The organism is Pantoea sp. AG1095 (assembly GCF_003208415.1).
Lineage (GTDB): Bacteria > Pseudomonadota > Gammaproteobacteria > Enterobacterales > Enterobacteriaceae > Pantoea > Pantoea leporis.
On sequence record NZ_QKMJ01000001.1, the window covers coordinates 1,054,425 to 1,069,104 of the forward strand.

Sequence of the window (14,680 nt, forward strand, 5' to 3'; positions counted from 1 at the left end):
AACAGCAGTGTATCATGGCGGTTGCTGCTGCGCTGCGCCCACGCGCAGCGGCTATTGTGTTACGCCACACCCAAGGCACTTTTTACGTCGTTGGCGATCTTCTCGACCTGCGGGCCATAAATCACCTGGATATCGTGTTCGCTGACGCGATTGATGCCGTTCGCGCCGGTGGTCAGTAAGGTTTGATCGACCACCTCATTCATCTGTTTGACCCGCACGCGCAGCCGGGTGAAGCAGCAATCGACGTCCTCTATATTGGCTTCGCCGCCCAGCCCGCTGATGATCACTTTGGTGCGCTCATCCGCCGCCACCTGTTCGGGTTTGTGCTCCTCATCGGATTCCCGTCCCGGCGTTTCAACCCGCATCCGCGTGATGACAAAACGGAAGCCGTAGTAGTAAATCGGCACATAAATTACGCCGAGCACAATCGTCCACCACCAATGCGTTTTGCTGCCACCGAGAATGCCGAACACCACCAGATCGATGGCGCCGCCCTGCACGTTGCCAATCATCAAATGCAGCATCGACATCAACATAAATGACAGGCCGGTTAATAGCGCATGCAGGATATAGAGCACCGGCGACACGAAGATGAAACAGAACTCCAGCGGCTCGGTGATGCCGGTGGTAAAGGAAGTCAGTGCACCGGCCAGCACCAGCGCTTTAACGCGCTGCTTATGCTCAGGGCGCGCAGTGTGGTAGATCGCCAGCGCGGCGGCTGGTAAGCCAAACATCATTACCGGAATTTTGCCCTGCGCGAGGAACTGCGTCGCGCCGCGCACCGTATCGTCCGGGATGGCGCCGGGATGCGTTAGCGAGGTGTTGAAGATGTTCAGCGCGCCGACGATGCTTTGTCCATCAACCGTTGCCATGCCGCCAATTGGCGTGAAGCGCACGGTTTCGTTGAGGATATGGTGCAAACCGGTGGGAATCAGTAAGCGTTCGCTGGTGCCAAGCAGGAAGGCGCCGTATTGCCCGCTTTTACCAATCATCAAACCCACCCACGCAATGCCTTCGCCGATGGTCGGCCAAATCAACGCCAGCAGCACGCCCACCAGCGGCAGCACCACCACGGTCACGATCGGCACAAAGCGGCGTCCACCAAAGAAGCTGATCGCCGTCGGCAGTTGCTGAGTGTAAAAACGGTTATGCAGCAGCACGGTAATCAATCCAGCAATCACGCCGCCCAGCACGCTCATGTTGTAAGTAAAGATGCCGAGCATGTCGATGTATTCGGCCGACGTCATCATCGCTGCGGTTTGATCCATACCCGCTTTCTGCAGCGCTTCTGGCGTGGTGGTAGCGGCTGTCAAACCTTTCGACGCCAGCGTGGAGCTGATACCAACATTCATGGCGATATAGCCAATTACGGCGGCAAAGGCAGCGGTCGGTTTCTCCGCTTTCGCCAGCCCGATGGCGCTGGCCACCGCAAAGAACAGCGGCAAATTGGCGAACAGCGCGCCCGCCACCTTGCGGATAAACCCGATAATCAGCTGTGGCACCTGCAGACTGGCGAAGGCATCGCCGGTGATGGCCGGATTTTGCATTGCGGCGGCCAGGCCAAGAAAGATCCCTGCGGCAGCAATCACCGAGATGGGCATCATTAAGGCTTTACCGAAGGCGTGAATTTGGCTTGCCAGATTCTTCATGCTGCGTGCCCTTTTCAGAATGGAAAGAGCAATTATTAGTCAGTTATCTCAGCAGCACGTAACTGCCGCCCCTTAACAGCCGGGGAAGTTTGACTTAGGTCACGCTTTGCGTGCGTTTCACGATAAACGCCGCCTATCGCACCATTAAACCAATCAATTAGACAACTTTTAAGGAGAGTCGCACACTTCCCGCTAACAGAAGACATATTCTGATAACAACTCATAAACAAATAAGCCTGCAACTATGAAATTTAAACGTAAGATTCAACCCTATCGCGCTGCTGCGGGCGGCTGGGGTTCATTGGAAGCCACCACCCGTTTCGTCCTTGATAGTAAAGCTGCCCTGAAGAACATGCGAAACCTGATGCGCATGAATAAAGCGCGCGGTTTCGACTGCCCAGGTTGCGCATGGGGCGATGACAACAAAAGCACCTTCAGCTTCTGTGAAAACGGAGCAAAAGCGGTGACGTGGGAAGCCACGCGTCGTGTGGTTGCGCCGGAATTTTTTGCCCAGCACAGCGTCAGCACTCTTTATCAACAGAGCGATTACTTCCTTGAGTATCAGGGACGCTTAACCCATCCGATGCGCTACAACAGCGCGACCGACCACTACGAACCGATCAGCTGGGACGATGCGTTAGCCTTGATTGCTCGCCATTTGAAGGCGATGGATCATCCAAATCAAATGGAGCTTTACACCTCCGGCCGCGCCAGCAATGAAGCATCCTGGCTTTATCAGCTGTTTGGCCGTGTGATGGGCACCAACAACTTCCCCGACTGCTCGAACATGTGTCACGAAGCCAGCGGCACCGGCCTGAAACGCAGCATCGGCGTGGGTAAAGGCACCATTCGTCTGGAAGATTTTGATCACGCTGATGCGATTTTCGTGTTGGGTCAGAATCCGGGCACCAACCATCCGCGCATGCTGCACAGCCTGCGGCACGCGGCCGATCACGGCGCGAAAATCGTCACCTTTAACACGCTGCGCGAGCGCGGCCTCGAGCGTTTTGCCGATCCGCAAAAGCCGCTGGAGATTGTCACGTCGATGGCGGGCACCATCAGTTCCGCCTATTACCAACCTAATCTGGGCGGCGATATGGCGGCGGTGCGCGGCATGGTGAAAGCCCTGCTTGAGCTACAGCGTGCACGTTTAGCTGCCGGTGAAGAAGGCATTTTCGATCAGGCGTTTATCGATGCCAACACTCATGGCATTGATGCGTATCTTGCCGCCGTTGATAACACCCGCTGGGACGATATCGTGCGCCAATCCGGTCTCAGCGAAGTGCAGATTCGTGAGGCGGCGGCGATCTATCAAAGTGCTGAACGCGTGATTGTCACCTGGGCGATGGGCATTACTCAGCATAAACACTCGGTGGATACCGTTCGCGAGATCACCAACCTGCAGCTGCTGTTTGGTCAGTTGGGCAAGAAAGGCGCAGGCCTGTGTCCGGTGCGCGGCCACAGTAATGTGCAGGGCAACCGCACCATGGGCATCGATGAGAAGCCGGGCAAGCCGTTCCTCGATGCACTCGGCGCGCACTTTGATTTCGACCCCCCGCGCGAGCATGGTCACAACACCGTTGAAGCGCTGAACGCGATGCTGCGTGACGAAGTGAAAGTGCTGATTGCGCTGGGCGGCAACCTCGCGGCGGCCGCACCGGATTCACCGGTCACCGAAGAAGCGTTGCAGCATTGCGGTTTGACCGTGCACATCAGCACCAAACTCAATCGCAGCCATTTGGTGCCGGGCCGCGAAGGGCTGATTCTGCCAACGCTGGGCCGTACCGAACGCGATCGTCAGGCAAGCGGTAATCAGTACATTACCGTGGAAGACTCGTTCAGCATGGTGCACGCCTCAGAAGGCGTCGGCATTCCATTGGCGGAGACGCAGCGTTCTGAAACCGCGATTGTGGCTGGCATCGCCCATGCGACATTAGGCAGCGATAAAATCGACTGGCTGGCGATGGCAGGCAATTACGATCTGATTCGCGATCACATCGCCGCCACGATTCCCGGCTTTGCTGATTTCAATAACAAGTGCGACATTCCGGGCGGTTTCTACCTGGGTAGCGCTGCCGCCGAGTTGCGCTTCAATACGCCAAGCAAACGTGCTGAGTTCAGCGCCGCCGCCCTGCCAACGTCGCTGTTCCCGCAGTTGGGCGATGTCGCGGTGCCGTTCACGCTGCAAACCCTGCGTTCACACGATCAGTACAACACCACGATTTACGGCCTCGATGATCGTTATCGTGGCGTGTACGGTCAGCGCGAAGTGGTGTTTATCCATCCGGATGATATGACGTCGTTGGGCTTCACTGAAGGCCAGTTGGTGGATATCGAGACGCTGTGGAATGACGGTTTAACCCGTCGCGTCAGCGGTTTCAAGCTGGTGCCCTATAACATTCCGCGCGGTAACCTCGCGGCGTATTATCCGGAAACCAACCCGCTGGTGCCGCTCTCGAGTTTTGGCGACGGCAGCGGTACGCCGACCTCAAAATCGGTGCCGGTGAAGCTGGCATTAAGCGCCGCCACACCGTCACAACGTATCGCCTGACCAAAGCGTTATCAGAAGGTAAAAAGCCGCGTAAAGCGGCTTTTTAGCCTGTTTTGGCCTTGCCGCGCGGACCCGATTCGCGTAAAACTGTCAGCCGCTCTTAGGCCACGAAACTAGATAAATTATGTTCCAGGATAATCCGCTGCTCGCGCAGCTTAAAGAGAAGCTTCACGCGCAGACTCCGCGCGTCGAAGGTGTTGTTAAAGGTACGGAAAAAGGCTTTGGCTTCCTCGAAGTTGATGCCCAGAAAAGCTACTTCATTCCGCCACCGCAGATGAAGAAAGTGATGCACGGCGACCGTATTTCAGCCGTGATCCACACCGATAAAGACCGCGAGAGTGCCGAGCCGGAAACCCTGGTTGAGCCGTTCCTGACCCGCTTTGTCGGCCGCGTGCAGAAGAAAGACGATCGCCTGTCAATTGTGCCGGATCATCCGCTGCTGAAAGAGGCGATTCAGTGCCGCGCCGAACGTGGCGTGACCCACGATTTCCAGAATGGCGATTGGGCGGTAGCAGAGATGCGTCGTCACCCGCTGAAAGGCGATCGCGGTTTCTATGCTGAACTGACCGAATTCATTGTCACTGCGGACGATCACCTCGCGCCGTGGTGGGTAACGTTGTCGCGCCATAACCTCGAACGTCAGGCTCCGGACGTCGGTTTTGGTGAGATGCTCAACGAAAATCTGCAGCGTGAAGATTTGACCGCACTGAACTTCGTCACCATCGACAGCGCCAGCACCCAGGATATGGATGATGCGCTTTACGTGGAAGAGGCTGCCGACGGCAATCTGATCCTGACCATCGCCATCGCCGATCCAACCGCTTACGTGGCGGAAGGCAGCGAGCTGGATAAGCTGGCGTCGAAACGCGCGTTCACTAACTATCTGCCGGGCTTCAACATTCCGATGCTGCCGCGCGAACTCTCTGACGACGTCTGTTCCCTGCGTCCGAACGAGCGTCGTCCCGCGCTGGCTTGTCGCGTTACCGTGCTGAAAGATGGCAGCCTGGCTGATGACGTGCATTTCTTTGCTGCGTGGGTCGAGTCGAAAGCCAAGCTGGTTTATGACGAAGTTTCCGATTGGCTGGAAAACAGCGGCAGCTGGCAGCCTGAAAACGACGCCATTGCCCAGCAGATTCGCCTACTGCATCAGGTTTGCCTGGCGCGCAGCGAATGGCGTCAAACCCACGCGCTGGTGTTTAAAGATCGTCCGGACTACCGCTTTGTGTTGGGCGAGAAAGGCGAAGTACTGGATATCATCTCTGAGCCACGTCGCATCGCCAATCGCATCGTGGAAGAGTCAATGATTCTGGCTAACGTCTGTGCCGCGAAAGTGCTGCAGGAGAAACTGGGTTTCGGTATCTATAACCTGCACACCGGTTTCGATCTGGCCAATGCTGAGCAGGCCGCTGGCGTGCTGGCGGGTCATGGCATCACCGTGGATCCGCAGGCGATTACCACGCTGGAAGGCTTCCGCCAGCTGCGTCGTCAACTCGATGCGCAGCCAACCCAGTATCTGGATAGCCGCATTCGTCGCTTCCAGTCGTTTGCAGAAGTCGGCACCGAGCCGGGCCCGCATTTTGGTCTTGGCCTCGAAGCCTACGCGACCTGGACTTCGCCGATTCGTAAGTTCGGCGACATGATCAACCATCGCTTGCTGAAGGCAATTGTGCGCGGTGAAAGCACTGGCCGTCCGCAGGATGAGCTGACCACCATCATGAGCGAACGTCGTCGCCTGAACCGCATGGCCGAGCGCGATGTTGGGGACTGGTTGTATGCCCGCTTCCTCGCACCGTTTGCCGCTACCGATCGCAAGTTCAGCGCCGAGATCATCGACGTGTCTCGCGGCGGCATGCGCGTTCGTCTGCTGGAGAATGGCGCGGTAGCCTTCATTCCTGCGCCGTTCATCCACGCGGTGCGTGATGAGCTGGTGTGCTCGCAGGAAAGCGGCACCGTGCAGATTAAAGGTGAAGTCGCTTACCGTGTCACTGACATCATTGACGTGACCATCGCCGAAGTGCGTATGGAAACCCGCAGCGTGGTCGCGCGTCCGGCCGCCTGAGCATGAAAACTCGCGGGATAACAGCCGTTATCCCGCATTTCTCTCCGCCCGCTTTAGCAAATGTTAAATTTGCATTCCGCTTCACATTTCTAATGCCTTTGTCTGTCGTTAACAATTCATTACATTACTTTTAACTTGTTGTATTCGATCGCCTCTTTTCCCGGTCCCTACAAGGAGTTAACTCATGAACAACGTCAAAACCAGTCTCATCTGGTTAGCGGTGGCGTTAATTGGCGCGGGCGCATTTGCCATGCTGGCCCTCAGCCGTGGCGAACACGTCAACGCGGTGTGGCTGGTGATTGCCTCCGTCGCCTGCTACAGCATTGCCTATCGCTTTTACAGCCTGTTTATCGCCAAGCGTATTTTCGAACTGGACGATCGCCGTCGCACGCCGGCGGAGCGCTTAAGTGACGGCCTCGATTATGTGCCGACCAATAAATGGGTGCTGTTCGGCCATCATTTTGCGGCGATTGCCGGTGCGGGCCCGCTGGTTGGCCCGATTCTCGCGGCGCAGATGGGCTTCCTGCCAGGCACCATCTGGATTCTGGTTGGCGTAATGTTTGCCGGTGCGGTGCAGGATTTCCTGATCCTGTTTATCTCAACGCGTCGTGATGGCCGCTCATTGGGTGAGATGGCGCGTCAGGAGCTCGGCTCATTCGCTGGCGTGGTCACCATGCTCGGCGCGCTGGGTGTGATGATCATCATCCTCTCCGCGCTGGCGCTGGTGGTGGTGAAGGCGCTGGCCAACAGTCCATGGGGTTTGTTCACCATTGCCGCAACCATTCCGATTGCGCTGTTTATGGGCGTGTATATGCGCTTCCTGCGTCCGGGAAAAATCGCGGAAGTGTCGATCATTGGCTTCGTGCTGATGATGGCGGCGATTATTTACGGCGGCAATGTGGCGGCCGATCCCTATTGGGGCCCACTGTTTACGCTGAAAGGCACGGAGCTGACGTGGGTGCTGGTGATCTACGGTTTTGTCGCCTCTTCGCTGCCGGTATGGCTGCTGCTGGCACCGCGCGATTATCTCTCCACCTTCCTGAAAATTGGCGTGATCATCGGTCTGGCCATTGGCATCGTGTTTGCCATGCCCGAGATGAAGATGCCCGCAGTGACCAAATTTATTGATGGCACCGGGCCGGTCTTCTCCGGTGCGCTGTTCCCGTTCCTGTTTATCACCATCGCCTGTGGCGCCATTTCAGGTTTCCATGCGCTGGTTTCCAGCGGTACCACGCCGAAACTGGTGGAGCGCGAAAGCCATATCCGCTTTATCGGCTACGGCGCGATGCTGATGGAATCCTTTGTGGCAATCATGGCGCTGATCTGTGCCTCGGTGCTCGATCCGGGCGTCTACTTTGCCATGAACTCCCCTGCCGCGCTGATTGGCACCACGGTGGAAAATGCGTCGCAGGTGATAAACGGCTGGGGCTTCGTGGTGACGCCAGAGATGCTGAGCGGCATTGCGCGCGACGTCGGCGAAAGCACCATTCTTTCGCGTGCCGGTGGTGCACCAACCTTTGCGGTCGGCATGGCGCATATCATTACCGAAGTGTTTAACAGCCGGGCCATGATGGCGTTCTGGTATCACTTCGCCATCTTGTTTGAAGCGCTGTTTATCCTGACCGCTGTGGATGCCGGCACCCGCGCCTGCCGCTTTATGGTGCAGGATCTGGTGGGCACCGTGGTTCCGTCGATGGCGAATAACCGTTCATGGTTGGGCAACATGGCGGGAACCACCGTCGCGGTGGCGGGCTGGGGCTTCTTCGTGTATCAGGGCGTGGTCGATCCGCTCGGCGGTATCAATACGCTGTGGCCGCTGTTTGGTATCGGCAACCAGATGCTGGCGTCAATGGCGCTGATTCTCGGCACCGTGGTGCTGTTCAAAATGAAGAAGCAGCGTTATGCGTGGGTGACGATTGTTCCAACCGCCTGGCTGTTCATTACCTCGATGACCGCAGGCTGGCAGAAGATTTTCCACGAAAAACCTTCGATTGGTTTCCTGGCGCAGGCGAACAAGTTCCGCAAAGGCATTGATGACGGCATCGTCATCGCCCCGGCGAAGAGTGTGGCTGACATGCAAACCATCGTCTTCAGCAATCAAATTAACGCGGCCCTGTGCGCCTTCTTCATGCTGGTGGCGGTGACCATGCTGGTGGCGGCCTTCTTCGTGATTCGTCGGGCGCTCAACAGCACGGTGCCAACCACCCATGAATCTGAGATCTCACTGCGCAAAGAGGTGCGAAATGTCTGAGTCCATTTATCACTGGAGAAAACCCAACGGGCCGTGGCACATTCAGCAGTGCTTACCAATCGCCCCCGCCACGGCTGGGCAAAATCTTACGCGCTGGCAGCGCATCTGGCGGGGATTGCAGCAAAGTTTTCGTTTAATGGTCGGCGTTCATGACTATCAAACTTATCTGAAGCATATGCGCGAACATCATCCAACGATCGCCCCCATGGATGAGCGCGCTTTTCACCGTCACTGCCTCGATGCCCGCTTTCCCAGCCAGGCCGGAAAACTCGGTAAGTGCCCTTGCTAACAGAGATTAGCCCCGCTTGTCGGGGCTTTTTCGTGCCATTCTTTAATAAAAACAAAAATATATTTGGATTGCATCTTGTGCTGACGCAGGAGGTTGAATACTGTTGCTAAAATAATGAGATACCGCCCGCTGAGCATTCCCCCGGAGGAAGTTTCCATGACCGATGAACAAGGGCAAACATTGCTATATACCTTGTTTGGCACCACCAGCCCTCATTGGCGTTTAACTTCAGATAGTGATGCTCTGCATTTTGCCGAAGATGAGAACGCAAACACCAATATGGCGGTGCCGCTGACTCCAGCACAAGCCAGTTTATTACGTGCGATGACGGTCATTACCTCAAGTATTAACCTCACGCTGTCGCTGCATGGCGAACCTGTTCCGATGCATTTTGTCGGCCGTAAAGTCAATCAATCTACCTGGGCAGGCACCTCGTCAGCCTGGGGCGATACGTCGTCTGTCGCGCGTGATTTGACGCTGGGTTTATCCTTCGCCGAGCAAGTGGTTTCTGAGGCGAATTCCGTCATCGTGATCCTCGATCAACGCGGCAATATCCAGCGTTTCAACCGTTTGAGTGAAGAGTACACCGGGCTGAAAGAGCAGGAAGTGATTGGCCGCAACGTATTCCAGCTGTTTATGACCAAGCAGGAAGCGCAGGCATCGCGCCGTAATATCGCCGGTTTCTTTCGTGAAGGCAGTTCTTACGAAGTTGAACGCTGGATAAAAACCCGTAAAGGTCAGCGACTGTTTCTGTTTCGTAATAAGTTCGTTCACAGCGGTAGCGGAAAAAATGAAATTTTCCTCATCTGTTCCGGAACCGACATAACCGAAGAGCGCCGCGCTCAGGAACGTCTGCGCGTGCTGGCCAATACCGATACCGTCACCGGCTTGCCCAATCGCAACGCGATCCATCAGCAGATTAGTCTGGCACTGGAGCTGGCGAATGGCAGTCAGACCGGTGTGGTGTACCTCGATTTAGACAATTTTAAGAAGGTAAATGACGCTTACGGCCATATGTTTGGCGATCAGCTGTTGCAAGCCGTGTCGCTGGCCATCCTCAGCTGTCTTGGCAAAGACCAGACGCTGGCGCGCCTTGGCGGCGATGAGTTCGTGGTGCTGGCGGAACACACCAGCCAGGCAGCGCTGGAAGCGATGGCGTCGCGTATTCTTGAGCGGCTGCGTCAGCCATTCCGCATTGGCCTGATTGAGGTTTACAGCGGCTGCTCGCTGGGTATCGCCCTCGCCCCGCTGCATGGTGAAGATCGTGAAAGCCTGATTCGTAACGCCGATACCGCGATGTATCACGCCAAAGAAAACGGCCGCGGCAAATTTTGCGTGTTCGCTAATGAGATGAATCAGCGCGTGTTTGAGTATCTGTGGCTCGATACCAACCTGCGCAAAGCGCTCGAGCTGGATCATCTGGTGGTGCATTACCAGCCAAAACTCAATGCCGAAGGCGAAGTGCTGAGCGCCGAGGCGCTGGTGCGCTGGAATTCTCCAGAGCGTGGTCTGGTGCCGCCGGGCGATTTTATCTCCTACGCCGAAGAGTCCGGTTTGATTGTGCCCCTGGGCCGCTGGGTGATGCTCAACGTGCTGCAGCAGATCATTAAATGGCGCAGCGAAGGCATCTTTCTGCGCGTCGCGGTTAACGTCTCGGCCAAGCAGCTGATCGACCAGAGCATTTACACCGATCTGAAACAGGCATTGAATGAAGCCGGTTTGACCGATTGTCCGATTGATATCGAACTGACGGAAAGCTGTCTGATTGAGAATGAAGCCGGTGCGCTGATGCTGATGAAACAGTTCCAGGAGCTAGGTGCGCAAGTGCATCTCGATGACTTTGGTACCGGTTACTCCTCACTTTCTCAGTTGGCACGCGTCCCGATTGATGCCATTAAGCTGGATCAGAGCTTTGTACGTAATATCAACAAACAACCCGTGGCGCAGTCGCTGGTGCGTGCGATTGTCGCGGTGGCCAAAGCCCTGAAGCTGCAGGTGATTGCCGAGGGCATTGAAACCAAAGCCGAAGAGAAGTTTGTTATGGCCAACGGTGTTGATGGGCGTCAAGGTTATTATTATGCAAAACCAATGCCCGCAGAACAGCTCGGGCATTGGCTGGCTAAGCATCCTGCCCGCGTTTAACGCTGGTCTGCGAGATTAGCCGGCTTTGCGCAAGGATGCGCTATGACGGTTCTGCAGTTGTACCAGTCGTTCCATGTAAGCAATGTCTTTAGGTTCCAGTGTGAAGGCATAATCGACCCAGTCCTCCGTGATATCCATTAGCTCAGCGCGTGATAACTGCAATACGCGTTGACGTGCTTTCAGCATTGCCCGCACGCCGTTCAGTTTTGGACGTAACGTATCGATGAAGGTGCGTGTGGTGCGATAACCATCGCCCGGCTGGAACACCTTGTCGACCAGACCACGCGTTTCATACCATTCCGCGCTGTGTGACTCACCTTCCATAATCAGCTCTTCGGCCAGCTTCATGCCAGACCGACGCGCCACTAACGAGTAGCCGCCCATACCCGGGAACAGGTTGAATGCGATCTCCGGGAAACCCATGCGCGCGCTGTTCTGCGCCAGAATGAAGTGATGTGCCAGCGCCGCTTCAAAGCCGCCGCCGAGCGCACTGCCCTCAATCATTGCCAGCGTAACCGCACCGGTATCGAAACCCCGCGCTGCGGAGTGGATGCAGTCGACACAGGCACGCGCATAAGCGCGCAGTGCTTCACGACGGTTGTTGCGAATGCATTCCACAAAGAAACGCAAATCGCCTCCGGCGTTAAACATCTGTGGCACTAACGAACCCGTCACCCAGAAATCAATCGGCAAACCGGAACGTTGAGCGGAATAGCTCAGGTTCATGATCTCCTCAATTAATTCGTGGTTAAAACTCGGACGGGGTTGCGCACGCAGCATCATCCACATTGTGCGGCGGCCCTCTTCATAGTAGGCCGCGAGCTGTGTGGTTTGTCCAACTTCGGTGAACAGTCTGCATGTTGGTTGGTTAATTACTGTCATTGTCTCATCCTCTGTTTATGTTTATGTAGTGCGTTAAACGCCACATCAGCGTAATCCAGAGTGAGGCCAGACCAAATGAGAGATTGATTTATAAAGCAAAATCCAGAGATATCCCCGACCAGCGGCCGGGGAAGCATTAGCGGGCTTACTTGATGGCAGCGCGTTGCCCCACAGCAACATGAGAACGCTTAACGCGTCGTGAATAAACCGCGGTGATGATGGGGACAATGACGGAGGTGACAATGACCGACGTGGCGACTAACGCCGTTGCGGCGGGTGCGACCGGTTTAAACTGTGGCAGCATCTCGGCGATCAACACTGGCGTGGCTACGGCAGCGCCTGCGGTGCTGGATGCCGCAATCCCCGCTGTCCCATCGCCACCGCCAATCAGTCGATCGGCAATAATCAGCGGAATGCCGGTGACAATGATCACTGCGACACCCAGCATAATGCCCAGCAGGCCAGTTTGCGCGATGACGGTCAAATCAATGGTATTACCCAACGCGAAAGCAAAGAACGGAATCAGCGTGTGAACCGCTTTGCCAAAGAACTCGCGCAGTTCGGGATCGAGATTACCCAACGCGAACCCGACGATAAACGGCAGTACCGCGCCAACGAAGACATGTGGCTCAAACGATGCGATGCCTGCGGTGCCGAGAATCACCATCGTCATCAGCGGCCCGGACTCCAGCGACATCAAGACAAACGCACCGGCCTCCTCTTTCGAACCGTATTGCTGCATGATGGATGCGTATAAACCGCCATTGGTCATATCCATCGCCGCCACTAACGCCAGCGTCGAGAGACCGGCAAACATGCCCGCTTCCACGCCATTTTCCGGCATCACACGTGAAGCGATCGCCGCGACCACCCACGCCACCGCAATCTTGGTGAGCACGAGCGTGCCCGATTTACGCAGTACTGTGCCGGTGGCGCTGAGTTTGATGGATGCGCCCATGCAGAAGAACCACACCGCAAGAATCGGGACGGTGCCGGTCATCAACCCATTGGTGAACGAACCAAAGTATTTACCTGCGCCCGGAGAGAACGTATGGCACAGCGCGCCCAAAAACAGCGGAATCAGCATCATGCCGCCAGGAATTTTATCGATTGCACGTTTGATATGCATAAAGGTGTCACCTTAACTGAGCCAGAGGGAGGTGTTTTTATGAATTGCCAGATGGCATGGCGAGCAAGATAACGATTGGCATAAAGGAAAAAAGTGATCGCAAATGCATTTATGAAACGCTGTTTTATTTTTATTGATTGATCATTTTGTATTTATGACGTGAATCGCCATACCAGATGATTTGAAGTTAAAAGAGAGGAGCCGGGAGGCGTTTTTGCTCAAAGGATGGATTATCTTTGCGGGCGCTGACACATCTGCCCTTTTCAACAACTCGCACTGAAGCTTATGAGCAGGCCGGGGGCGCTTTTGTGCCGGCAATCCGCAGCGCTGAACGAAGCGAGGAGGCCAGGAGAGCCCGCAGGACGCAGGCGAAAGGCGGAGCCGGGACAAGGATGTCCCGTCTCCGCCGGTCCGTCAGGCAGACGAACGAAGTGAAGGTACCGCGCTAGCGGCGCGAGGACCGCCGGACCAAAAGTGCCCCCGGCCTGCGCGCTCACCATTAGCTTAATTAACTGGCATTACGCCAGCAGGCGTATATGTTTCAGAATTGACTTTAATTCTGCCCATACCAGGCATTTTTACCGTGCTTACGCAGGTAGTGCAGATCAAGCAAAGTTTGCGAAATCGGCGGTAACTCAGTGCGCAGCTGCTCGGTATGCAATGCCATATAGGCCACCTCTTCTAATACCACCGCGCTGTGTACTGCAGCATGCGCGTCTTTACCCCAGGCAAACGGGCCGTGGGAGTTCACCAGCACGGCGGGGATTGCCGTTGGTTCAATTCCGCGCTGCGCAAAAGTTTCAATGATCACCTGGCCGGTATTCCACTCGTATTCCTGCTCAATCTCTTCGCGGTTCATCTGCCGCGTGCAGGGAATGGTGCCGTAAAAATCATCGGCGTGCGTGGTGCCTAACGCGATGATTTCACGTCCAGCCTGAGCCCAAATGGTGGCATGGCGCGAGTGCGTATGCACGATGCCGCCGATCTCTGGCCAGGCGAGATAGAGCGCGCGGTGGGTGGCGGTATCCGAAGATGGGCGCATTTTCCCTTCTATCACCTCGCCGCTGGCGAGATCGACGACCACCATATCGTCGCGCTGCATCTGCTCGTACTTCACACCCGACGGCTTGATCACCACTAAACCCCGATCGCGGTCCACCGCACTGACGTTGCCCCAGGTAAAGGTGACCAGGTTGTAACGGGGTAAATCGAGATTGGCTTCCAGCACCTGCTGCTTTAACGCTTCCAGCATCTTTTTTCTCCTGCGAACTGTGATAGCTGAATTGTGCGGAGCAGGGAGAAAAAGCGTTATGGATGGAACGGCTGTAAAAGCTGCGGAAAGTGGCTAAGGCGTTAAATGTGTGGCGCGGGTTGGTTTTGATGATTAAACAAGAAGTGGCTTGCAAACTCGCATTTTAGGACCGTTTTACCCTGCCGAGTGCGGTGTAACATCTATACTTATATGGTTACCACGGTGTTAACAATCAAGGAGAAGTTAATGACTACAACAATGAAACGTCTTACTGCTGCCGTATTGGCAACAACACTAGTTGTCGCGCTGAGCGGCTGTTCGAATTGGTCTAAACGCGACCGTAATACCGCAATCGGTGCGGGTGCAGGTGCCATTGGTGGTTCAGTGCTGACCAACGGTAGCGGACTTGGTACCGTTGGTGGCGCAGCTGTCGGCGGCATCATCGGCCACCAGATCAGCAAATAAATTATAATTAT

The 14,680-nt window shown here is 55.7% G+C and carries 10 protein-coding genes; 6 read left to right on the forward strand and 4 right to left on the reverse strand.

Features of this window, described 5'->3' with window-relative positions; all coding sequences use genetic code 11:
- Positions 1 to 59: 59 nt before the first annotated feature.
- Positions 60 to 1,649, reverse strand: a complete 1,590-nt coding sequence (locus tag DEU53_RS05015; RefSeq protein WP_101764284.1) for a PTS transporter subunit EIIC — start codon at positions 1,647 to 1,649, stop codon at positions 60 to 62.
- Between the two features lie 244 nt (positions 1,650 to 1,893).
- On the opposite strand from DEU53_RS05015, the gene DEU53_RS05020 reads away from it, so the two are divergent.
- The 5 genes from DEU53_RS05020 (at position 1,894) to pdeR (ending at position 10,941) form a co-directional block, all read left to right on the forward strand.
- Positions 1,894 to 4,200: an FdhF/YdeP family oxidoreductase gene (locus tag DEU53_RS05020; protein ID WP_110866238.1), complete on the forward strand. Its 2,307-nt coding sequence runs from the start codon at positions 1,894 to 1,896 to the stop codon at positions 4,198 to 4,200.
- A gap of 124 nt (positions 4,201 to 4,324) precedes the next feature.
- Positions 4,325 to 6,259 (forward strand): exoribonuclease II, encoded by a 1,935-nt coding sequence (locus tag DEU53_RS05025; protein ID WP_110866239.1) that lies wholly within the window; start codon positions 4,325 to 4,327, stop codon positions 6,257 to 6,259.
- A 184-nt stretch (positions 6,260 to 6,443) separates the two neighbouring features.
- Positions 6,444 to 8,510 carry a carbon starvation CstA family protein gene (locus DEU53_RS05030; RefSeq protein WP_110866240.1) on the forward strand — a complete coding sequence of 689 codons (2,067 nt, stop codon included), beginning with the start codon at positions 6,444 to 6,446 and terminating at the stop codon, positions 8,508 to 8,510.
- Positions 8,503 to 8,799, forward strand: coding sequence for a YbdD/YjiX family protein (locus tag DEU53_RS05035; protein WP_110866241.1), 297 nt, complete (start codon positions 8,503 to 8,505; stop codon positions 8,797 to 8,799). Before DEU53_RS05030 ends, DEU53_RS05035 begins: the two co-directional genes overlap by 8 nt.
- A 156-nt stretch (positions 8,800 to 8,955) precedes the next feature.
- Entirely contained in the window at positions 8,956 to 10,941 is a 1,986-nt protein-coding gene (gene pdeR / locus DEU53_RS05040; RefSeq protein ID WP_101764279.1) for a cyclic di-GMP phosphodiesterase, read from the forward strand.
- Positions 10,942 to 10,956: 15 nt separating this feature from the next.
- Here the strand turns inward: pdeR and DEU53_RS05045 are convergent, their stop codons facing one another.
- The 3 genes from DEU53_RS05045 to araD form a co-directional block, all read right to left on the reverse strand.
- On the reverse strand, positions 10,957 to 11,823 hold the full coding sequence (locus DEU53_RS05045) for a crotonase/enoyl-CoA hydratase family protein (RefSeq protein WP_007892438.1): 867 nt from the start codon (positions 11,821 to 11,823) through the stop codon (positions 10,957 to 10,959).
- 145 nt (positions 11,824 to 11,968) lie between these two features.
- Positions 11,969 to 12,952 (reverse strand): 2-keto-3-deoxygluconate transporter, encoded by a 984-nt coding sequence (kdgT, locus tag DEU53_RS05050; RefSeq protein ID WP_110866242.1) that lies wholly within the window; start codon positions 12,950 to 12,952, stop codon positions 11,969 to 11,971.
- 553 nt (positions 12,953 to 13,505) lie between these two features.
- Positions 13,506 to 14,204: an L-ribulose-5-phosphate 4-epimerase gene (gene araD / locus DEU53_RS05055; RefSeq protein ID WP_110866243.1), complete on the reverse strand. Its 699-nt coding sequence runs from the start codon at positions 14,202 to 14,204 to the stop codon at positions 13,506 to 13,508.
- 246 nt (positions 14,205 to 14,450) lie between these two features.
- Between araD and osmB the strand changes: the two genes are divergently transcribed.
- Positions 14,451 to 14,669: an osmotically-inducible lipoprotein OsmB gene (osmB, locus tag DEU53_RS05060; RefSeq protein WP_008106509.1), complete on the forward strand. Its 219-nt coding sequence runs from the start codon at positions 14,451 to 14,453 to the stop codon at positions 14,667 to 14,669.
- The last annotated feature ends 11 nt before the right edge of the window (positions 14,670 to 14,680 follow it).